Annotated in this window: 22 protein-coding genes and 2 pseudogenes; 9 read left to right on the top strand and 15 right to left on the bottom strand. The window is 52.9% G+C overall.

What is annotated here, in order from left to right; genetic code table 11:
• Positions 1-552, top strand: a 552-nt coding sequence (locus AC2FNE_RS22005) for a PdxA family dehydrogenase (protein ID WP_496806279.1), incomplete at its 5' end; no start/stop codon positions are given.
• Positions 553-636: 84 nt separating this feature from the next.
• Positions 637-1,479 (top strand): 16S rRNA (adenine(1518)-N(6)/adenine(1519)-N(6))-dimethyltransferase RsmA, encoded by an 843-nt coding sequence (gene rsmA / locus AC2FNE_RS22000; protein WP_170477900.1) that lies wholly within the window; start codon positions 637-639, stop codon positions 1,477-1,479.
• A 57-nt stretch (positions 1,480-1,536) separates the two neighbouring features.
• On the opposite strand, the gene AC2FNE_RS21995 is transcribed toward rsmA, so the two are convergent.
• The 3 genes from AC2FNE_RS21995 to prfA all read right to left on the bottom strand — a co-directional run bounded on the left by AC2FNE_RS21995 (position 1,537) and on the right by prfA (position 4,256).
• Positions 1,537-2,118, bottom strand: coding sequence for a DUF4167 domain-containing protein (locus AC2FNE_RS21995; RefSeq protein ID WP_170477902.1), 582 nt, complete (start codon positions 2,116-2,118; stop codon positions 1,537-1,539).
• A 240-nt stretch (positions 2,119-2,358) separates the two neighbouring features.
• A complete protein-coding gene (gene prmC, locus AC2FNE_RS21990; RefSeq protein WP_170607679.1) occupies positions 2,359-3,204 on the bottom strand; it encodes a peptide chain release factor N(5)-glutamine methyltransferase in 846 nt (281 codons plus the stop codon).
• The gene (gene prfA, locus AC2FNE_RS21985) at positions 3,201-4,256 is read right to left on the bottom strand and encodes a peptide chain release factor 1 (RefSeq protein WP_496806280.1); all 1,056 of its coding nucleotides are present in this window, start codon (positions 4,254-4,256) and stop codon (positions 3,201-3,203) included. The genes prmC and prfA overlap by 4 nt, the downstream gene beginning before the upstream one ends.
• A 63-nt stretch (positions 4,257-4,319) precedes the next feature.
• Between prfA and AC2FNE_RS21980 the strand changes: the two genes are divergently transcribed.
• Entirely contained in the window at positions 4,320-4,607 is a 288-nt protein-coding gene (locus tag AC2FNE_RS21980; protein ID WP_254442611.1) for a hypothetical protein, read from the top strand.
• Here AC2FNE_RS21980 and AC2FNE_RS21975 read toward each other — a convergent pair.
• The 3 genes from AC2FNE_RS21975 to speB (AC2FNE_RS21965) all read right to left on the bottom strand — a co-directional run bounded on the left by AC2FNE_RS21975 (position 4,548) and on the right by speB (AC2FNE_RS21965) (position 7,046).
• Positions 4,548-4,955 carry a DUF1499 domain-containing protein gene (locus AC2FNE_RS21975; RefSeq protein WP_496806278.1) on the bottom strand — a complete coding sequence of 136 codons (408 nt, stop codon included), beginning with the start codon at positions 4,953-4,955 and terminating at the stop codon, positions 4,548-4,550. The genes AC2FNE_RS21980 and AC2FNE_RS21975 overlap by 60 nt on opposite strands.
• A gap of 65 nt (positions 4,956-5,020) precedes the next feature.
• Positions 5,021-5,974 carry an agmatinase gene (speB, locus tag AC2FNE_RS21970; protein WP_170607675.1) on the bottom strand — a complete coding sequence of 318 codons (954 nt, stop codon included), beginning with the start codon at positions 5,972-5,974 and terminating at the stop codon, positions 5,021-5,023.
• A gap of 109 nt (positions 5,975-6,083) precedes the next feature.
• On the bottom strand, positions 6,084-7,046 hold the full coding sequence (gene speB, locus AC2FNE_RS21965; RefSeq protein WP_170607673.1) for an agmatinase: 963 nt from the start codon (positions 7,044-7,046) through the stop codon (positions 6,084-6,086).
• A gap of 265 nt (positions 7,047-7,311) precedes the next feature.
• Here speB (AC2FNE_RS21965) and mazG point away from each other — a divergent pair, with 265 nt between their 5' ends.
• From mazG to AC2FNE_RS21950, 3 genes are all read left to right on the top strand, one after another.
• The gene (mazG, locus tag AC2FNE_RS21960; RefSeq protein WP_170477914.1) at positions 7,312-8,169 is read left to right on the top strand and encodes a nucleoside triphosphate pyrophosphohydrolase; all 858 of its coding nucleotides are present in this window, start codon (positions 7,312-7,314) and stop codon (positions 8,167-8,169) included.
• Positions 8,170-8,232: 63 nt separating this feature from the next.
• A complete protein-coding gene (locus AC2FNE_RS21955) occupies positions 8,233-9,174 on the top strand; it encodes a nucleoside hydrolase (RefSeq protein WP_496806277.1) in 942 nt (313 codons plus the stop codon).
• Positions 9,171-9,620 carry a GNAT family N-acetyltransferase gene (locus tag AC2FNE_RS21950; protein ID WP_170477920.1) on the top strand — a complete coding sequence of 150 codons (450 nt, stop codon included), beginning with the start codon at positions 9,171-9,173 and terminating at the stop codon, positions 9,618-9,620. The genes AC2FNE_RS21955 and AC2FNE_RS21950 overlap by 4 nt, the downstream gene beginning before the upstream one ends.
• Here AC2FNE_RS21950 and AC2FNE_RS21945 read toward each other — a convergent pair.
• The 7 genes from AC2FNE_RS21945 to AC2FNE_RS21915 all read right to left on the bottom strand — a co-directional run bounded on the left by AC2FNE_RS21945 (position 9,617) and on the right by AC2FNE_RS21915 (position 15,593).
• A complete protein-coding gene (locus AC2FNE_RS21945; RefSeq protein WP_170607669.1) occupies positions 9,617-9,784 on the bottom strand; it encodes a hypothetical protein in 168 nt (55 codons plus the stop codon). The genes AC2FNE_RS21950 and AC2FNE_RS21945 overlap by 4 nt on opposite strands.
• Positions 9,785-9,916: 132 nt before the next feature.
• Positions 9,917-10,138 (bottom strand): hypothetical protein, encoded by a 222-nt coding sequence (locus AC2FNE_RS21940; RefSeq protein WP_496806276.1) that lies wholly within the window; start codon positions 10,136-10,138, stop codon positions 9,917-9,919.
• A gap of 308 nt (positions 10,139-10,446) precedes the next feature.
• Positions 10,447-11,724: a phosphopyruvate hydratase gene (gene eno, locus AC2FNE_RS21935; RefSeq protein WP_496806275.1), complete on the bottom strand. Its 1,278-nt coding sequence runs from the start codon at positions 11,722-11,724 to the stop codon at positions 10,447-10,449.
• A 145-nt stretch (positions 11,725-11,869) separates the two neighbouring features.
• Complete coding sequence (locus AC2FNE_RS21930; RefSeq protein WP_496806274.1) at positions 11,870-12,751, bottom strand: DMT family transporter; 882 nt, start codon at positions 12,749-12,751, stop codon at positions 11,870-11,872.
• A gap of 135 nt (positions 12,752-12,886) precedes the next feature.
• On the bottom strand, positions 12,887-13,300 hold the full coding sequence (locus tag AC2FNE_RS21925; protein ID WP_170477931.1) for a Fur family transcriptional regulator: 414 nt from the start codon (positions 13,298-13,300) through the stop codon (positions 12,887-12,889).
• A gap of 87 nt (positions 13,301-13,387) precedes the next feature.
• The gene (locus AC2FNE_RS21920; protein WP_496806273.1) at positions 13,388-14,092 is read right to left on the bottom strand and encodes an endonuclease/exonuclease/phosphatase family protein; all 705 of its coding nucleotides are present in this window, start codon (positions 14,090-14,092) and stop codon (positions 13,388-13,390) included.
• Positions 14,093-14,174: 82 nt separating this feature from the next.
• Positions 14,175-15,593, bottom strand: coding sequence for a protein adenylyltransferase SelO (locus AC2FNE_RS21915; RefSeq protein WP_170607663.1), 1,419 nt, complete (start codon positions 15,591-15,593; stop codon positions 14,175-14,177).
• Between the two features lie 86 nt (positions 15,594-15,679).
• Between AC2FNE_RS21915 and AC2FNE_RS21910 the strand changes: the two genes are divergently transcribed.
• Together AC2FNE_RS21910 and AC2FNE_RS21905 are read left to right on the top strand one after the other, a co-directional pair.
• On the top strand, positions 15,680-16,099 hold the full coding sequence (locus tag AC2FNE_RS21910; protein ID WP_170607661.1) for a cupin domain-containing protein: 420 nt from the start codon (positions 15,680-15,682) through the stop codon (positions 16,097-16,099).
• Between the two features lie 4 nt (positions 16,100-16,103).
• A pseudogene (locus tag AC2FNE_RS21905) lies at positions 16,104-16,994 on the top strand (fatty acid desaturase).
• Here the strand turns inward: AC2FNE_RS21905 and AC2FNE_RS21900 are convergent.
• The gene (locus AC2FNE_RS21900; protein ID WP_496806272.1) at positions 16,960-18,099 is read right to left on the bottom strand and encodes an anhydro-N-acetylmuramic acid kinase; all 1,140 of its coding nucleotides are present in this window, start codon (positions 18,097-18,099) and stop codon (positions 16,960-16,962) included. The pseudogene AC2FNE_RS21905 and the gene AC2FNE_RS21900 overlap by 35 nt on opposite strands.
• Positions 18,100-19,016: 917 nt before the next feature.
• On the opposite strand from AC2FNE_RS21900, the gene AC2FNE_RS21895 reads away from it, so the two are divergent.
• Positions 19,017-19,745 carry a hypothetical protein gene (locus AC2FNE_RS21895; protein WP_170607655.1) on the top strand — a complete coding sequence of 243 codons (729 nt, stop codon included), beginning with the start codon at positions 19,017-19,019 and terminating at the stop codon, positions 19,743-19,745.
• 1,030 nt (positions 19,746-20,775) lie between these two features.
• On the opposite strand, the pseudogene AC2FNE_RS21890 reads toward AC2FNE_RS21895, so the two are convergent.
• Positions 20,776-20,970 (bottom strand): annotated as a pseudogene (locus tag AC2FNE_RS21890) (IS110 family transposase); the annotation flags it as partial.

The following is a 20,970-nucleotide window of genomic DNA, read 5'->3' as shown; positions in this document are numbered from 1 at the left end:
CGTGACCGCGTGGTAATGATGTTGACCAGTGACCAACTACGCGTCGTCCCAGCCACGATCCACATCCCATTGTCTCAAGTTTCCAATGCCCTCACCCCAGATGTGTTGTTTGACACAATTGAAATCACCGCCAAAGGGCTGCAGTCTCAGTTCGGCATTCCAAATCCTCGTATAGCCGTCACTGGATTGAACCCGCACGCAGGCGAAGGCGGCAAAATGGGCACTGAAGAGTTGGACTGGATTGCCCCATTATTGGCAGAGCTGGCCCCCGGCGACTACAGCGTGAGCGGTCCACATCCCGCAGACACCATGTTCCACGCCGCCGCTCGCGCGAAATATGATGCAGCGATTGCCATGTACCATGATCAGGCCTTAATCCCGATCAAAACACTGGATTTCGACCGCGGTGTTAACGTCACGCTTGGATTGCCGTTTATTCGCACTTCGCCGGATCACGGAACTGCACTCGACATTGCCGGGAAAGGTGTCGCTAACCCCACCAGTTTGATTGAAGCTCTGCGTCTTGCACAAAAGATGTCGCAAACCCAATGATTTTACGTCCGGTCAGAAAATCTTTTAAGCGCGACAAAGACTTTCTGGCGCAATGGCTCAGCCCAGCGCAAAGGTAAGTCGAACATGAGCGCAATCGACACCCTACCCCCGCTGCGAGACGTCATAGCGACCTATCAGCTGTCGGCTCGAAAATCTTTAGGCCAGAATTTCCTGTTGGATCTAAATCTGACGGCCAAAATTGCTCGTCAGGCTGGGGACCTCGCTGAATGTGATGTTTTGGAAATAGGTCCCGGCCCGGGCGGACTGACCCGAGGGTTATTGGCCGAGGGTGCCCGTAAAGTAGTCGCGGTTGAAAAAGACACCCGCTGCATTCCTGCGTTGAACGAAATAGCCGAAGCATATCCGGGTCGATTGAAGGTCATCAATGGAGACGCGTTGGAAATTGATCCATTGGCGCATCTTAGGCCGCCGGTCCGGATCGCGGCCAACTTGCCATATAATGTAGGGACAGAACTTTTGGTCCGCTGGTTGACACCACCAAAATGGCCGCCATTTTGGCAGAGCTTAACGCTAATGTTCCAACGCGAAGTTGCAGATCGGATTGTCGCGCAACCCGGCAGCAAGGCGTATGGTCGACTGGCGATTCTTTCGCAGTGGCGGACAGATGCCCGCATTGCAATGTCATTGCCGCCTTCTGCGTTTACTCCACCACCGAAGGTTTCAAGCGCAGTCGTTCACCTTCAAGCGCTGCCGGAACCTCGCTTTCCTTCTGACGCGGCCACACTCTCGCGAGTCGTCGCCGCTGCATTTAATCAACGACGCAAAATGCTGCGTGCGTCCCTCAAAGGCGTGGCCCCTGATATCGAGGACCGCCTGATCGCCGCAGGGATTAAACCTACCGATCGCGCAGAACAAATCCCGCTGGAGTCTTTTTGCGCACTGGCGCGAGAAATCCGCAAATCATGAATCAAAATGACCTCGGAACGGAAACCAAGGTCATTCGAGCATTTAAACTGGTCGGGCTTACTCTGCCGCTTCCGGAGTATCTCCGTTGTCAGCAGGGGTCTCCTCTGGCGTAGCCTTTGGCTTTCGAGCGCGCGGTCGCCGTACTGGTTTTTCCTTACGCTCTTTTTCCTCAGATGCCGCCGGGGTCGCATCCTGACTTTCAGGCGTTTCAACCAAACCGCTTTCAGGTACCGCTTGCTCAGCGTTGAAGTCCATGACATCTGGTTGCGGCGCTTCGGCCAGGTCAGCCTGGCGCGCAGCTTCACGTTCCTGACGCTCCGCCCGTTCGCGGTCGCGCTCGGCCTGACGTTCACGATTCTGCCGTTCTTGCTCTTCTCGGCGCGCTTCGATTTCGCGCTGCGCCTCACCTAGCAAGCGCAGGTAATGTTCGGCGTGCTGTTGAAAGTTTTCCGCAGCAACACGGTCATTCGACAGTTGGGCATCGCGCGCAAGCTGATTGTACTTGTCGATGATTTGCTGCGGGGTACCACGTACCTTACCTTCTGGCCCAGAGCTGTCGAAAACACGGTTTACAACATTGCCACCAGATGGACGATTTCGGTTGTTCTTGGCCCGCGAGCGGGATTTAGAGGATCTCATCTTACTTTACGTCAGCCTTATCAATTCGCTGTCTGCCGACCCTTAACTCACATCATTCTGAGGCATTTGCCGTGACGTGTGGTCGACTTTTTTGGGCTTGATGTCAGGGGCTCGCTGCAAAAGCGTCGGCCTCTCCGACTACACTGAGTAAGCATGTCCTGAGCTTTCAGACAAGGGGTTTATGAAAAATTTCGCAGCTTTTTTACATGAACCGGCGCTTTTCAGCCTCACTTTGGCGATTCAATGAGGTAATCTTGCCCCAACTACCCGGTCACGACCATCCAGATCGGGGATCACGCGAACATCCGCCAATCCCGCTGCGTCAAACAAGGCAGAAACCGCAGCCCCCTGTGTGGGCCCAATCTCGACAAGAATCCGTCCGCCGGGCAATAGATAATCAGGGGCCGACGCGGCGATTATGCGATAGGCGCCCAATCCGTCACCTTCGTCTGTCAAAGCCATGCGCGGCTCGTGCTCTCGGACTTCGGGGGACAGTTCCCGCATCTCATCCGACGAAATATAAGGTGGATTCGCTACAATCAGGTCGAAAACTCCATCGACATCGGCAAACCAGTCCGATTGATGAATTTCGACCCGTTCCTGAACGTTGTGCAATACTGCATTGGCACTGGCTTGCAGACAAGCCGCCTCACTCAGATCGACGCCAACACCTACCGCGCTGGCACGCTCTGCCAACAACGTGATCAGGATACAGCCCGAACCGACGCCCAAATCAAGCAGGTAGTCAAACGGTTCGCTCAACGCGGCCTCTATCAGCGTTTCGGTTTCTGGGCGCGGATCCAGAACGTCGCGGCTGACACGAAAGTCGCGGCCATAGAACTCACGCTCACCCAATAAATGTGATACCGGGACCCGAACCGCGCGCAAGGAAACCAGCGTGTCGTATCGTTCGGCTATGTCCGGAGCCAACTCTTCAGGAGCGATCAGCGTAACCCGGCTTGCCTCAATCCTTGCTGCGTGTGCCAAAAGAAGCCGAGCATCCCGAGCGGGATCAGGCACACCTGCTGCACGCAAACGTGCTGTCGCAGCGACCATCGCCTGGGCTGCCGTCAGAGCGGCAATCATTTCGCCATCTCGGTCAATAACCGCGCCTGATCGTCCGCGGTCAACGCATCAATGACTTCGTCTAAATCACCTTGCAAAACCTGATCCAGTTTATACAGCGTCAAGTTAATCCGGTGGTCCGTCATACGGCCCTGGGGGAAGTTGTATGTTCTAATCCTCTCGGACCGATCCCCCGACCCGACTTGACTAGCTCGATCAGCCGAGCGTTCGCTGTCAATTCGCTGGCGTTCCAGATCGTACAGGCGGGTTTTGAGCACCTGCATCGCGATTTCGCGGTTGCGATGTTGAGACTTCTCAGAGCTGGTTACAACCAAACCAGTCGGTAGATGGGTTATCCGAACCGCCGAGTCGGTTGTGTTTACGTGCTGACCTCCGGCACCTGAGCTACGCATCGTATCAATACGAATGTCATTGGCATCGACCTGGATGTCCACATCCTCGGCCTCGGGCAAAACTGCAACTGTGGCCGCGGAAGTGTGGATGCGCCCGCCACTTTCGGTCTCGGGTACACGCTGTACTCTGTGGACACCTGATTCGTACTTCATCTTCGCAAAGACACTGTCACCCTTGATATGGGCTACGACTTCCTTGATTCCGCCAAGATCCGACGCCTGCTCTTCGATGATCTCGAATTGCCAGCCGTGATTTTCCGCATAGCGTTGATACATTCGCAGTAAATCTGCTGCAAATAGTGCCGCCTCGTCACCGCCTGTTCCGGGGCGGATTTCCAACATTGCTGGGCGGGCATCTGCGGCGTCCTTAGGCAGAAGCGCAAGTTGTAGAGCATGCTCGGCTTCTGGGATACGAGTCTGAAGGCCTGGAATTTCTTCTTCTGCCAATTCCTTCATATCGGGATCGGATAACATCTCTTCGGCTTCGGCCAAATCTGCAACCAGTTGCCGCCACGCCATAATCTGATCAACCACAGGCTTGAGGTCAGAGTATTCCTTGGCCAACGCTGCAATATCCCCTCCCGCTGCGCCATCGGCCATGGCTGCTTCGAGGTATTGAAAACGTTGGGTGATCTGCTCAAGACGTTCTTCGGGGATCATCCGGGCGGTGTCTATCATTCGGGGGCTTGGGTCAAGTGCCGTCGGTGTGTTAACATTTGCGGCATGAAACTAATTTTCCTTTTATTGACCCTTTTCGCGACCTCTGCGGGCGCCGATGTTATCGGCCCCGGGGGTAAAGTTCAGGACTGCTATTGCACCGACACATCCGGCAGCCGTATCGAATTGGGTGAACTGATATGTCTGCAGGTTGATGGCCGTATGTTTACCGCTCAATGCCAGATGTCGTTGAACGTCCCAATGTGGCGCGAGGTTCAGGAAGGGTGTTTGTCTTCAGGGTTGCAGCAAAGCCAACCACCCGTCGACCCGAGCACGGTTAACTCCAAAATCTGATCTTCCAAATCTCAACCGTGCACGGATGCGTAAGGTGTTTCCATCCTGCATAGCGGTGGTGTAGTCAGGAAATCCAATCACTCTGGTGCGGGTTATGTAGGTAACCATCCCATCGTCCACCGACCCGGCAAGCACTCGAGTACGCGGCGTTTCGCGGGCGATTGCATCCAAGCGCGCAAGCCCGTTCGGTCCGGTTTCAATCACGCGGAATACGCTTCCCCGATTGTTTCGGTCAGCCTTACCCAACGGTGCCACGTGCCAGCGGTCCGGATGCGAGGGCGCCAACCGTACGTAAGCGCCGGCCAAAACTACTAACCCCACAAATAAAAAAAGGCCCAACTTGAACATTCCTGTCGCACGCTTTGTAAAAAACTATTGGGAATTACTGTCGGAACAAGGAGTAATACCAACCCTTATCGTAACGTTACTCCCGGCAATATGCACAAGAGCTCAAAAAGCAGGTTCGCAGCAGTCAATGCGGTGTTGCCAGACGGATCATAGGGTGGCGATACTTCGACCAGATCGCACCCAACAACGTTTACTCCGCCCAGTGCATGGATCAGTTGCAGCGCCTGAGGTGTCGTTAACCCTCCGATCTCTGGGGTTCCAGTTCCCGGCGCATAGGCTGGGTCCAGACTGTCGATGTCGTAGGTGATATAAACCGGATGGTCTCCGATTGTCTTGCGGATTTGTGATCCAATCTCCGTCAGGTTCTGCTGCCACAACTCCCACGCTGGAAAATGGCGGAATCCCCACCCCTGCGCCTCGGTAAAGTCGCTGGCCGCGTAACCGGAACCGCGAATCCCAATCTGAAAGGTTCTGTCCGGGTCGATCAGCTTTTCCTCGTAAGCGCGTCTGAAAACGGTGCCATGAGCTTCTTTTTCACCGAACATCTCATCATTTACATCCGCATGTGCGTCTACATGAACTAATGCGACAGGTCCGTGCTTGGCTGCAATTGCTCGCAAGATCGGCAAGGTAATTGAGTGATCCCCGCCCATGGCCACAGGGATTACGCCCTGTTCCAGAATCCCTTCATAGCTTTCCTTTATGATTGACAGACTGTCGGTTAGCGAAAATGTGTTGATCGCCAAATCCCCTATGTCCGCAATTTGCAGACTTTCAAACGGGGCAGCAGAAGTAGCCATGTTGTACGGCCTGATCATTGCGCTTTCACTGCGAATTTGTTTCGGCCCGAACCGAGTGCCAGACCGCCATGAAGTACCGATATCCATCGGGATACCCAGTATTGCAACATCCAGCCCGGAAAGCGAGGAAGCCTGCGGTAAACGCATGAACGTGTTCGGCCCGGAGAACCGTGCCAAATCGTTTCCACTGATCGGTTGGTTGAATTTGGTCGTTGTCATAATCTCTCCTGTCCGGGCTGACCGCTTTTCATCAGCGATACCCAACTCATGGCCAACCAATAGTTAAGGCTTGGTCGAACAAGCGCATAAATTGTCAATGTTTATGCCGCTATGTCAGCTTGTTCCAACCAAGAAGGCAAATAATCTGAGTGGCAGCATGTGCTCCCGCAACCGCGGTTGCACCAGATGTGTCAAACGGAGGCGAGACTTCAACAACGTCCCCGCCCTTTATATTAATGCCAGCAACGTCGCGAAGAATGATTTGGGCTTGAATGGAACTGAGCCCTCCCCAAACAGGGGTGCCGGTTCCTGGTGCAAAGGCTGGATCAAGGCAGTCAATGTCAAAGCTGAGGTAAACTGGATGGCCACCTAGAATGCCTTTGATCTTTTTTGCAACTGCGGCTGGTCCGGCCTCATAAACTTCACGCGCGTCGATGATATTTACCCCAAGCGTATCTTCATTATTGGTCCGTATGCCGACTTGAACCGACCGGGCTGGGTCCACAATCCCTGACTTAACTGCTTTGTAAAACATGGTTCCATGATCCACACGTTCCATGTTGTCATCTGCCCATGTGTCAGTATGAGCGTCGAATTGAAGCAAGGACATCGGTCCGAATTTCTCGGCATAAGCCTTCAAAATCGGGAAGCTGATGTAGTGATCACCGCCCAAGGTGACGGACGCGACATTGGCCTCCAATATGGTTCGGATATGGTTTGTCAAAGTGTCAGGAAAGGCAGGAATATTTGCATAATCGAAAGCGATGTCGCCATAGTCAACGATTGCCAAGTCGCTCAAAGCATTGAAAGGCCAGCCATAAGGCTCATCAGGTGATTGCAATGTACTGGCCTCACGGATCGCACGTGGACCTAGCCGCGTGCCTGGGCGATTGGTAACGGCCTGATCAAAAGGCACACCTGTAACTGCAATATCCACCCCGGCCAGATCTTTGGTGTAAAGGCGGCGTAGAAACGAAGTTGCCCCGCCGAACGTGTTTTCATGAGACAACCCCTTTAGCTCGGGATTGGTGAATGCCTCGTCCACGAATTTCTTAGAATCTTCTAGTGACATTTCCCTAGGGTCCTATTCATCTGTGAAATCAGCCCGAAGGCTGTACGCTTTTGCCCAGCTGCGTTGGGTTTCTGAAACCGACGGCTTCGACCTCATCGAAAAAGTTGCATCCCGGGGCGACGCAACTTAGCGAGTTATCCTGGTATGTCGATGACCTACAAACGGCCGCGTTGTTTGCAATTCGGCTCGAGACGGGCATCAAGGCTGGACTCCTGATCTTTACTGCGGAATTGATGCATCTGACACCGGAACGAAAGGGTTCGCAATGGTTGAAAATCCGCTGATCCACGACAGCGAAGCAGGTATCGAGCGTCTATTGGAAATTATGCGCCGCCTGCGTGATCCGAAAACCGGTTGTCCGTGGGACATTGAACAAGACTTTTCCACTATTGCGCCTTACACGATCGAAGAAGCTTACGAGGTAGCAGACGCTATCGACCGGCAGGCTTGGGACGAACTGAAAGGTGAACTGGGTGACTTGCTATTCCAATCGGTTTTCCATGCCCAAATGGCTGAAGAAGCGGGACATTTCACCTTTCAAGACGTCGTGCGCACAATGTCTGACAAGATGGTTACGCGCCATCCGCATGTGTTCGGCCATGAGTCTCGAGAAAAATCTGCCGATCAACAGACGCGCGACTGGGAAACTATTAAAGCGGCGGAGCGTGCAGGCAAGGAACAGAAGGGCGCGTTGGACGGTGTCGCCGCCAATCTGCCTGCCCTTCTTCGAGCGCATAAGCTGCAAAAACGGGCGGCGCGTGTGGGCTTTGATTGGCCAGACACCAGCCATGTGCTGGCCAAAATCACCGAAGAGGCAGCCGAACTCGAGGAAGCCCGGAACAGCATGGATTCGGATGCTCTCGAAGACGAATTCGGCGATCTTTTGTTTGTAATTGTGAACCTTGGCCGCCATCTGGGAATCGAACCCGAAGCGGCCTTGCGCCGAACCAATGCCAAGTTCACCCGTAGGTTCGAACAGGTCGAGGCGAGACTGGCCGATCACGGAAAGATGCCTTCAGACAGCACGTTAGAAGAAATGGATGCGCTTTGGGATGAGGTGAAAACCGAAGAGCATCGCGCCAACGGCAAACTCCCGCCTGTGCAGGCGATATCCGACGCTTGAACAGACTGGACAAGGACGATGGCACTTGCGAGTGTCCGCCCTTCAAGACCCCGGAGACAAAGCATGGCACCGCGCAAAATCATCATAGATACCGACCCCGGACAAGACGACGCCGTCGCAATCCTTTTAGCGCTGGCAAGCCCGGAGGAAATCGAGGTTCTCGGCATCACCGCTGTGGCAGGTAATGTGCCACTGGAACTTACCGCCAAGAATGCGCGAATTGTTTGTGAACTTGCTGATCATACCCACATTCCTGTTTATGCAGGGTGCGACCGTCCCCTGAACCGTGAGTTGGTGACGGCTGAGCATGTTCATGGCAAAACTGGCCTTGATGGACCAGTCCTACCAGATCCGCAGATGCCGCTGGCAGATGGACATGCGGTTGATTTTATTATCGAAACACTGCATGCGCATGATTCGGGGACTGTTACACTGTGCCCGCTGGGTCCACTGACGAATATCGCCACGGCCTTTCAAGAGGCCCCGGATATCGTCGACCGCGTTCAGGAAATCGTACTTATGGGAGGGGCTTATTTTGAAGTTGGCAACATTACCCCTGCCGCCGAATTCAATATTTACGTTGACCCAGAAGCGGCTGAAGTTGTGTTCAATTCAGGTGCGCACATTGTAGTCATGCCGCTGGATGTCACCCACGATGCGCTGGTTACACAAAAACGAAATGAGGCCTTTCGCGCCTTGAATTCAAAAGTCGGGCACGCTGTGGCTGAGATGACCGATTTTTTCGAGAGGTTCGACAAGGAAAAATACGGTTCTGAAGGGGCGCCATTACATGACCCATGTGTCACAGCCTATCTGATACGGCCCGACCTTTTTTCGGGCCGACATATCAATGTGCAGATCGAAACCCAGTCTGAATTGACGATGGGAATGACAGTGGCCGACTGGTGGCGCGTAACCAAACATCCACCGAACGCAATGTTCATGGGTGAAGTGGATGCCGAGGGTTTTTTTGCACTGCTTACAGAACGGCTGGCGCGACTATGAGCGCCGCGTTGAAGCTTGCCCGCCCAGAAGACTTAAATCGCTTGATGGACCTGGTAACAGCTTTCCACGCCGAGCACGGCATCGACCAGGACCAAGACAAACAGCAAAAGGCGATTCTGCCCTTACTGGAAGGTATTCCGCATGGATGCATCTACTTGATCGGTCCAAGCCGCGCACCTCTAGGGTACATAATCATAACTTTCGGCTGGTCAGTAGAATTTGGCGGAATGGATGCATTTGTCGACGAGATTTACATTCGGCCTGCTGTCCGCGGACGTGGTATCGCCACCGAAGTTTTGCACGATCTCCCCAAAGCACTGTCAGGAGCCGGGTTGACGGCTTTGCACCTGGAAGTGGATCGCGCCAACGAAACAGCGCAAAGCCTTTATCTACGTTCGGGTTTCAAACCTCGTGACCGTTATATGCTAATGAGCAAAAGGTTTTAGCGGGATTCACCGCGGAATATTAGACCCGGATTGTACATTTCCTGAACTGGATCATTTTGCGACACCTCCATGCCTGTTATCGGATAGGTGCCTGGACCTGCACATGCGGTCAGAATTCCAACGGAAAGTATTGAAATTACGAGAAGGATTCTTGAAGCAGACATCGCGTTCTCCTTTCTGCAATACAGTCAGAATAAACGATCCAAGCTTAGTCAAATAGGAACAAGTTCACACATAATCGCTCGATAGGAAAAATATTTTGAACAAATCCGGTAATTCGTACTCTTTGGCCTAAGTCACAAACAATTCTGCTTCATTGCCCGCTCCATTCTGCTGAATTGCTTACTGACGCGATCCGGATTTGGTAGCTGCTTTAACTTTTCGGTATTGTTGTTGCCTGTGTACCAAGCATCAAAAAGCAGTTCTTTAATCTCGTCGTCCAGAACCTGATCGGCAACCTGGTAGGTACACAGGCACTCCTCCATCGTGATCTGGCCGCTGGGATCATCCGCAACCATCCGCTCGCATACTGCTTCGGGCGGGGGGCCGGCCAAGGTTGCCTAGGGAAGAAGGTAAAGGGCCGTAAGCCCAAATATTCGCTTCATCGTAGTCATCTAAATGTCCTCGAAATGAATTGTTAATCGTGTTCCAGGTAAGAATGGTTCCTATATCAAAGCGGCTAACTTCAAGTGTACCGAAATATTTCCGCAGCAGCCAATCTTCTCAGAAGTTTTCGGGATTGCAGGTCCATTTCCGCTGAGACGCAAACAATAAAAAACCGGCCCGCACGTGCATGGGCCGGTTTCTCGATGAGAAATAAATTAGATCAGCGTTTCAGAATAGAAGCACCAGCGTATTCAGCGACTTCGCCCAATGACTCCTCGATCCGAATCAGCTGGTTGTACTTCGCCAGTCGGTCGGACCTCGCCAGAGAACCTGTTTTGATCTGACCACAATTAGTTGCAACGGCCAAATCCGCAATCGTTGCATCCTCAGTTTCGCCGGACCTATGCGACATGACGTTCGTAAAGCGCGCGCGGTGGGCCATATCGACTGCACGCAGTGTCTCGGTCAACGAACCGATCTGGTTAACCTTGACCAGCATCGAGTTTGCGCACCCACGTTCAATCCCTTCGGCCAGACGCGTCGGATTGGTGACAAACAAGTCGTCCCCCACCAGTTGTATTTGTCCTCCAATAGCGTCTGTAAGAGCTTTCCAGCCATCCCAGTCATCTTCGGACATGCCATCTTCGATCGAGATAATCGGATAGTCATTGACCAATGCAGAAAGATATTCCGCATTTTCCTCTGAAGTCAGGCTTTTGCCTTCACCGGACAGAACATATTTCCCGTTTTTGTAGTACTCGGTCGCGGCGCAATCCAGCGCCAGATGGATTTCTTCACCCGGCTTAAATCCCGCCTTTTCAATTGACTTGAGGATGAAATCCAAAGCCTCGCGGGTAGAGGCGATATTTGGGGCGAAACCACCCTCATCCCCGACACCAGTTGCCAGTCCTGCCGCTGACAACTCTTTTTTTAGGGTGTGAAAGACTTCGGACCCCATGCGCACGGCCTCGCGGATATTCGCGGCCGAAACCGGCATAATCATAAATTCCTGAATGTCGATTGGGTTGTCCGCGTGTTCACCGCCATTGATGATGTTCATCATGGGTACGGGCAAAATACGCGCCGAAGTGCCTCCGACGTAACGGTACAGCGGCTGAGTCGTAAAGTCCGCAGCAGCCTTGGCAGTCGCAAGCGATACGCCCAAAATTGCATTGGCGCCCAGACGGCCTTTGTTCTCTGTTCCGTCCAGCTCGATCATTGCGGTATCGATTGCCACTTGTTCGGTGGCGTCGAAACCAACCAGTTCCTCGGCAATCTCGCCATTTACGGCAGCCACCGCCTCTAGCACGCCCTTGCCCAGATAGCGCGACTTGTCGCCATCGCGTTTTTCGACCGCCTCATAAGCTCCAGTAGATGCACCCGATGGTACGGCGGCGCGGCCCATGGTGCCGTCTTCCAAAATCACATCGACCTCGACGGTTGGGTTTCCCCGGCTGTCCAGAATTTCGCGTGCGTGGATGTCGATAATTGTGCTCATGATCCCGATCCCTAAAGATGCCTTCGGTTGCATGCCTCATAGCACCACCGGGCGAAAAGTAAACCAGCTTTGTTATCGCTAACATCAACACATTCCGACCGTTTGCGGTAGCAACATGCCGATTGCTCTTTCCCGCAACGAGCCGTCAGCCCGAAACCAAGAACGCTTGCGCCAGCTTGCGCTCGCGAAAAAACGTGTACATCCCAGACCCAATAATCAACACCGCACCGGTCAAAGTCAGCAAATCCGGACGCTCACCAAACATGAGCATTCCTGCAGCGATCGAAAAAACCAATCTGGTGTTGCGGAAGGGTGTCAAAGCTGAGGCCTCTCCTGTCCGCATGGCAACCACGATTCCGCAATATCCCAATACTCCGAACCCGATTGCGCCAATGTAGAACCCGATCTGGTCAGATTGGATCGGAGTGAATGGTTGAGCAGAGAATGTCGCCAAAATCACACCAATTACACCGACTGCAACATAGGCTTGCAAAGCAACAACAGACGTAGCCACGCGACTATCCAGTTTACGTGTGATGAGGTCGCGTGCGGCAATGGCGACCACGCTCGCAACAACGAAAAGAGCCTCGGGCTGAAAGCCCGCCAGTCCGGGTCGGATGATTATCATGACACCAATAAACCCGACACCAATCGCGCACCAACGACGCCATCCAACCTGTTCGCCCAAAAAAAGAGCCGCACCCATAGTTACCGCCAAAGGCGTCGCCTGAAACACCGCCGCTACGGTTGACAGTTCGACCACCGCCAACGCGGTCACAAAAGCAATAGCACCGAGGCCTTCGGAAGCCGCCCGGGCCAAAGGCAAAACTTGCCACGCCATAGGGTCGAAGATTCGCTTGCGTGTTGCAATGGACAGTGCCGTCAATAAAAGCCCACAGACCACGCCCAAAACAACCATGATCTGCCCTGTTGAAACGCTATCCAGCAAACGCTTGATAAACATGTCTTCAAGCGAAAAGGCCGCCATAGAAGCGACGATCAGCAATATGCCTTTTACATTGTCCATCAAAGTGCCCAAGTTGTTATGCCTAGAATCCGACATCTCAGGGGCACAAGAACCTTATATGGCAAAATGCGACAAGCGGTATTGCAGCAAGCTCAATGAATTAAAATGATGCTAACCATCGCTTTTCTCAATTAATCAATCCTTGTCCAGCGGTACACCGTAAAGTTCCAACCGATGGCCCTTTAACTTATACCCCAGCTTGGCTGCGATTTTTTCCTGCAAGGCTTCTATTTCAGGATCCACGAACTCGATCACTTCGCCGGACTGCACGTCAATCAAATGGTCATGGTGATCGCGTTCCGCATCTTCGTACCGGGCGCGACCGTCGCCAAATTCCAAGCGCTCGAGAATCCCTGCCTCTTCAAACAGTTTAACCGTGCGATAAACAGTCGCGATGGATATTCCTGAATCCTCAGCAGAAGCACGGGCGTAAAGTTCCTCGACATCCGGGTGATCCTCGCTCTGCTGTAGCACATGCGCAATGGTTCGGCGTTGACCTGTCATACGAAGGCCTTTGGCTTCGCAACGGGCGATGATCGTGTCGGACATTCGGATCCTCGGGATTATTCGGGATTCTGTCTTAATATGTATGTTCTGGTTTCACCACAGTCGATTTCGATCGCGTCCACCAGAAGTTCATGGGCCTCTTTTTAGATCCGCCCATACTGGCAGATGATCCGAAGCGATATGCGCGGGTCGGGCATCATGCACGCCATGTCCGCTGGCCTCTAGGCCCTGCCCCAAGGCTATGCGGTCCAAAGCGCCAAGCGGCTGAGCCGCAGGAAAGCTGGGTACGGGTGGCAGAAACTGCATATCTGGGGCCAAATGATCAAGAACGGGTTGACGCGACCACTCATTAAAATCCCCGGCCCAAACGGTCGGCATCTGATCCAAATCGGCATCAAAGCGTCGGATATGGGTGATTTGCTGTCGGCGCGACGCGTGCAGCAGGCCCAAGTGCATTCCCATTACCCGCAGCGGTCCTATCTGGGTTTCAAACTCTACCCTCACGGCGCCGCGAGGTTCGAAGCCCGGCAGTTCATGATGGCCGGTTTCCCTCACCTCAATGCCCTGCCCTCTCCAAATGACCGCATTGCCATGCCAACCCAGGCTGCCTGCCCCGCCCAGGTCAACGATCTGCCAACCCGCCTCGTCCAGCATGAAAAGCGGAAGGGCAGCCGGACGCGGGGGTAATCGTTTATCAGCCTCTTGCAGAACGACAATATCTGCCTGCAATCCATCCAGCACTTGCATGATACGCTGCGGCTGTCGGCGAAAATCAAGGCCAACGCATTTTTGGATATTGTAGCTGGCCAGTCGCAAAGTCGGCGCAGACGTCATTTGGGCACAAGTTCCGTTCTGAATAGTTTCCACAAAATGTCGCAGATTTTACCCCCGCAGTGAATACCAACCGAAGCCCTGACTAAGTTCCGCAAAACGTCGCCTGAACAATTTCATTTTCGGTAGGAGGGCGTTTTAGATCAGCTGCCTCACGGTTATCGCTGTATGGAAGAGCCAGAACTGAATTTAACCGGTGGAACAGAGTGTAGTCGCCTTGCACTGCCGCTTCGATCATTTCTTCTACACGGTGATTGCGCGGTATGAACGCTGGATTTACCTTCAACATCACGCTTGATGGGTCTTCTTCGTGACGAATTCGTTGCCTCCAGCTTTCAGACCAGTCATCGAAAACGTTAGGGTCAGTGAACTGATCTCGCGCTTGCTCGGTGCCAAGCGCCCGGAATGTATTGGTGAAGTCGGCTTGATTGTTTGCCATCCTGGTCAAGAGGCCGGAAATAAGTTCCAAATCCCCGTCTTTTTGGTTCGTCAGACCAATCTTTGCACGAAAGCGATCAAGCCACTTTTGCTGGAGTAAATCTGGCATAGCGTGAACAATACCTGTCGCCTCCTCAACAGCGGCCTCTTTGTCTGGCATTTGCTGGATCAAAGCAGTCGCCAGTTGAGCTATGTTCCAAACGGCGATGTCCGGCTGGTTCGCGTAGGCATAACGACCCATTTGGTCAATCGAGCTGAAAACGGTGTTTGGATGGTAACTGTCCATGAACGCGCAAGGGCCATAATCGATTGTCTCACCAGCTATCGAGCAGTTGTCGGTGTTCATTACCCCATGAATAAAACCAACGCCCATCCAGAGTGTAATCAAGTTTACCTGCGTATCCCGGACGGACCGAAGTAACCCCATTGGTCCGTCGGCATCAGGATAGTGGCGCGATACGGCATATTCCGTCAGTTTTTGCAGACTGTCCAATTGCCCGCGGGCCGCAAAAACCTGAAACGTACCAACCCGAAGATGGCTTTGGGCCACGCGGGTCAGAACAGCTCCGGGTAGCGGGCGTTCGCGCAGCACAAATTCGCCTGTTTCCACCGCAGCCAATGCGCGCGTCGTCGGAATACCCAATCCGTGCATTGCTTCGGACACAACATATTCACGCAAAACCGGTCCCAGCCACGCTCGACCATCACCTTGTCGGGAAAACGGAGTGGGTCCTGATCCCTTCAGTTGGATGTCCCGTCGAACCCCGTCTGATCCAACTGTTTCACCCAGCAACACGGCGCGACCATCGCCTAATTGTGGGTTGTAGTGCCCAAACTGATGTCCTGAGTACAACTGGGCCAAAGGTTCGGCACCATCAGGAATTTTGTTTCCACCAAAAGCCTCGGCCATTTCCTGAACGTCCCCGGGCGATACCCCCATGATGCGCGCCAAATCGGCGTTAAAGGCAATAAGGCGGGGTGCCTGGACAGGCACAGGTGCTTGGCGCGCGTAAAATGCGTTCGGCAAACGTGCATAACTGTTGTCAAATGGGATCGTTAGGGTCATGCAGTAAACATATGGTCCGGGGCTACAAATGCCATACCTGATAATGCAGCCTCGTTTATAAACGCGACCATGCTAAAGAGCCCGAAATGACAGCACAAGAAATCATCGAACGTCTGAACCTGCAACGTCATCCCGAAGGTGGCTGGTTTTCCGAAACATGGAGAGCTGATAATCCCGGTCGCGCGACTGGCACATGTATTTATTTTCTGCTGCAGGCGGGCGAGCGAAGCCACTGGCACAAGGTCGACGCCACCGAAATCTGGTTGTTTCACGTAGGGGCGCCGTTGATTTTGTCAATTAGCGAAACGGGTCAAGGCCCCGCACATGACCACGTTTTAACGCCAGACCTTGACCAAGGGTTCCCCCAATTGATTGTCCCGAAAGGTCATTGGCAAGCCGCACGCAGCACCGGGAAATATACGCTTGTCAGTTGTGCGGTTTCGCCTGGATTCGAATTCGGCGGCTTCGAACTGGCCAAACCAGATTTTGACATTCCGCGTGCTTAAATCCATGGATCATCGCGCCCTGATAGCCGCAATTCCTACCGAAGCGAAAGATCAACTGCAGCTACGTTCAAACGTTGTTGGATTAAAGCACCTTGCTGCCTACCTTGCGCTACTGAGCTTAACCAGTACCGGCATTTTTCTAAAAATACCATTTTGGCCTCTGCTTATGTTGCCTCAAGGAATACTCTTGGTGTTCCTGTTCACGCTCAGCCATGAGTGTACTCATAAAACGCCATTCAAATCGGAATGGCTCAACGAAGTTGTGGGGCATTTTGTTTCCGTCCCAATCTGCCTGCCTTTTACATGGTTTCGGTATTTCCACCTTGCGCACCATAAGTGGACGAACCATCCGCAAAAGGATCCGGAACTGGGCGGCAAGCCCAGACCTGACAATTGGCGCAACATGTTCGTCTACCTCAGCGGGTGGCACTACTGGTCTGGTATGATGATTACGCTCGCCAAGAACGCGTTGGGCCAGATAGGAACTGAATACCTGCCAAAGCGTCGCTATCGCGAAATCAGGATCGAGGCCCGAATAATCTTGGTCTTATACGTGTTTGCGGGCTTTAGCTTGTTTTTCTCACCGGCGCTCTTTTATTTGTGGCTCGCGCCTGTACTTCTCGGCCAGCCGTTTCTACGCATTTATCTTTTAGCAGAGCATGGCCTCTGCCCGCCAGTTGCCAACATGCTAGAAAATTCCCGAACCACATTCACCAATCAGGTGATCCGTTTTCTTGCCTGAAACATGCCCTATCATGCGGAACACCACGCGTTTCCAAACGTTCCATTCCATCAGTTGCCTGAGCTTCACAAATGGACGCATCAGCATTTGAAGTCCACGTCTAATGGGTATTCGGAATTTACCGCTGATTATATGCACGCTCTGGAGCGCTGACGGTCCCACCCCCAACCAGAGCTTTAACTCCTGTAGTGCCCGGGCATGAGGTTGGCATACCGCGGGCGACGCGCACTGCCAGATAGGCAAAGGCCTGAGCCTCAAGCATATCTCCATCCAGGCCCACTGCTTCGACCGGCAACACCGGACAATCCAGCGACACGCGTAACATTTCCATTAGAACCGGGTTGTGCCGCCCTCCACCTGTCACCAGCACGCGTTTGGGTGCCTTTGGGCAATGCTCCATCCCCTGAACAACGGCCGCTGCGCACATTGCTGTGAGTGTAGCCACTGCATCGGGATTGCTAAGCTCTTTGACCAATTCAATCATTTCTGAAAAATCATTCCGATCCAGAGACTTAGGAGGCATCCGAGAAAAATACGGCTCAGCTAGAAATAATTCCAAAGCGCCGGTTTCTACATCGCCGCCACGAGCCGTCTCGCCGTTTCTGTCCATGGGCAATCCAAGGCGCTTCTGCATCAGGTCGTCCACCGGCGCATTTGCTGGCCCTGTGTCAAATGCCAACAAAGCGCCGGGTTCTTCTGGGTTATCGAATGACGGGTTTACAAATGTGAGATTTGCGACTCCACCAAGGTTCAGGAAACACAATGGCTCCTCGGCACCAATCCATTTCGCGCAAGCAAAATGGAAAAACGGTGCAAGAGGTGCTCCCTCGCCACCCAGAGCAACGTCGTCGCTGCGAAAGTCCCAAACAACTGGCAGACCCAAAGCCTGGGCAAGCCCCAACCCGTCGCCAACCTGCAATGTTCCACGACCGCGCGGTTCGTGTGCAAGCGTCTGACCGTGAAACCCAATCAACTCGACATCCTCGAATTCCGAAAGCACCTCGGCATGGGCCTGTGTAACCATTAGCGCTGCAGCATCAACTTCAGGTCCATGCCAACGTTCCAAAGCGGCCCTAAGAGTTGCTCGCTCGGAGTCCGAATAAGCCCGATAGCCGGTTTGGCCAAAGCCAAAAATCGACTCACCATCCGTCACGACAACCGCAGCGTCCACTCCGTCAAGCGAGGTACCGGACATAGCCCCCAATGCTCGCACCGGGCCCGAACCTTTGGTGTTCCATCTGATGCGTTTTTTTTGCATGTCTGGTGACAATATCCTGTGTCGGCCGTCAACGCACACAACCTTACGACGCGGCGCCTACAAATTGCACGTTGGCAGGATCACGATGCAAGGCGATTAAACTCAAATATCACACATATTTTTTCGATCGCGGCTTGGGTTCAACAGATTTGTTTCGAAGTTTACCAATCGGTGGTTTGTAAAAAACAATCGAACATCGGCAAGACCAATTCGAATTTGCGAATTGGGACCTTTTGCTTGGTGATTTCGCCGCACATACAGTGCCCAGAAACACCAATCCCGAGGCACAATATGACCTAACACCCCAAGTGAGGGACTCCATCGCCACGATGATGTGGTTGGGCCGTCTCTTCGATTCGCTCAAGGCTGTTAAAGTGTGCCTCGGACCTCTTAGCCCATTGCAAAAAGAGCGAAAACACGATGAATGTCGCAAACAATCTGAAACTTGGTAAATTAACCGAACAACGTTTTGAAACCTAGCCCTACCAAAAAAGGGGAGCTGACTTTCACCAGGCGTCTAACAATTCAGGTTAGGCGCAGCAGCATCAAAGTCATTTATGCAAGACTATGGAACCCTAAAACCAAATGTGTCTTGCGGCGCGTTTACTTGATGGCGCGGTATCGAACAGCCACTACCCGCTTTTATTCACAAGCCCGAGAGTTTTTTTAGTTGAGGAACTAGCGAGCGGTTACCGTCGACGCAAAAAAGCCTGACAACTGCGTATCAGGCCAAGGTTACGCAAAGATTGACGGCATCACTTCCGTTACCAACTTTGTTGTCCTCATTGAAAAACGCGGAAACCGCGCTTTTGAGTTTGAGAGATTTTTGGATAGAAGTGTTGCGCGCTCTTGTGTAACGACAAACGGAAACTACGTACCGTTTCACGTGATGTGTAACGCTTGAAAGGTAAAGGGTAATGAGTAAAACCTGCCCTAAATGCGAAAACGCCATTACCAACGCCCGCGCCATCTATTGCAGCAGCAGATGTCGTGTGCAGGCATTGCGCGATAAACGCCGCGCCGAAGGATTGACGGCCCGTGGGAAACCTCGCTTGGTAGGTTTTGTCCATAACTATGGCGATGATGCGGCAGAATTAAAGACTCTCGAGGGAAAGTTACAATTCGCTTCAGATTTTATCGAAGACGCAGGCGACACGGCAAAGTGGGACAAAATGGACGATGATGAAGTGGGTAAGGCTTTCGCTGCCGCAACCTACGCCATCGATCTTTTAGTTAAACTGCAAAACGAATGCAGAAAGCGGCGAGAGGAACTAGAAATTAACGAGGAAGACCCCTACTCGCTGGACCCAGTATATCGGTTAGACTCAGCAGATGGCGAACACGACCGTTTCTCAATTCATCCAACCAACTGGGACAATGACACCGATGCCATGCTGGAACGGATAATGGCAGGCGCTGTGTTCGGTCTGTTCCGTGACAACGATGACCCGCGTATAGATGAAGAAGACGAAGGTCCCGACTATTACGATTTGGGATACTGGAAAGACGGTGTTCTCTACCACGGCATTGAGAACGAGGTTGCACTTCCCGATCCGTCTTTGGATGACCTGTTCGACCATTTGTACAATTGGGGGCGGCACCCGAAACTCAAAGCCGACGATTACAAACTCTGGGTGCAGACATGAGAAACGTTGCCCGCATGCACACCCGCCGGCCCGTCGAGACCGAAACGCAGCCCTCGCGCAGCCCTCTGACTGGTGTCGCTTGGGTAGGAATGTAGATTTTAGTTGGGTTCGCAAAGATTGCTGCACTCACTTGGTAAAATAGTCCGCCCTTGCAGCCATGGCATAAAAAATCGAAGCATCTTCCGCGCAATTCGAGCACAAACTCCCGAGTGAACGAGGCGGGAGTTGCATCCTTCATTCAGCGGATTGAATCTATTTGCGGATGCCAGAAGCATCCCAATAACGCGACCGCTCCTGTTACCCCAAAGCGGGCGCTTCGGGAACACGCGCTGGGCATACGGAGAGTAAGCTTTTCCAGGGTACGCATTGGAAAGCGCCCCTTCGGTAGGTAGCCACTCCTGAGCAGTAGCAATGGATCCCAACGCTGATTGTCTTAGAATGGGCAAGGCGTTCGTAAGAGACTTGACGAGCTTCATGACAAATTCCTCCCTATTTATTCAAATTTGCATCGCAAGTTTAAAGCCGAATAGCTTTGATCAATATCAACACATGAAAGGTGGGCGCGTTATAGACGCAATATGATTTCTTTCTCACGCTCGCCATGGTCTTGTCGGTCTTGTCAGAAGAACTTGTCTTAATGTGGACAGGGTGGTTCGTTGCACCGGTCCATAACTAAACGATCGCCAATCAAGTATATTAAGACGAGCCCCTAAATCACTCAATTTGCTGCTTAGCATGCAGCCCATTATCCGTTTCTTTGCGCTCGTGATTAAACTGCAGCTTTGTCCTGTGTGGATGGCTCCTGCAAAGCAAGACTTTTTCCGTGAGGGGTGTTTGGTCAGAAGCGGCCTTGTGTCCGGCCTGTTTGCGCGCTGCGTCTGACCGCTGGCCCTGATTGGTTCCGCAGACAGGGTCCCATTCTGCAGAGCGGACACGTGAGGTCCGGGACAAGGCACGGTGTGTCTTGATCGTTGGGCTGACCATGTCCATCACATCCTGCGTCTTGTTATTTGGTTGATCCTTTCAGTCGTTACGCGGTTCTGACCTTGTAGTCCTGCTCGCGCGTCAGCACCGCCCTGATGATCCGCGCCGTTTTGTTGGCCATTGCGACGGCTGCCAGCTTTGCGGGCTTACGTTCAAGGATTTCGGAGAACCAAGGATCGAATTGATCAGGTCGGTGTCTGATCTGCTTGATCCGGGACGTCATGCCGAGCACCAACAATCG

The organism is Ruegeria sp. YKSD179, assembly GCF_059612885.1.
This window is presented reverse-complemented; position numbering and strand designations above follow the sequence as displayed.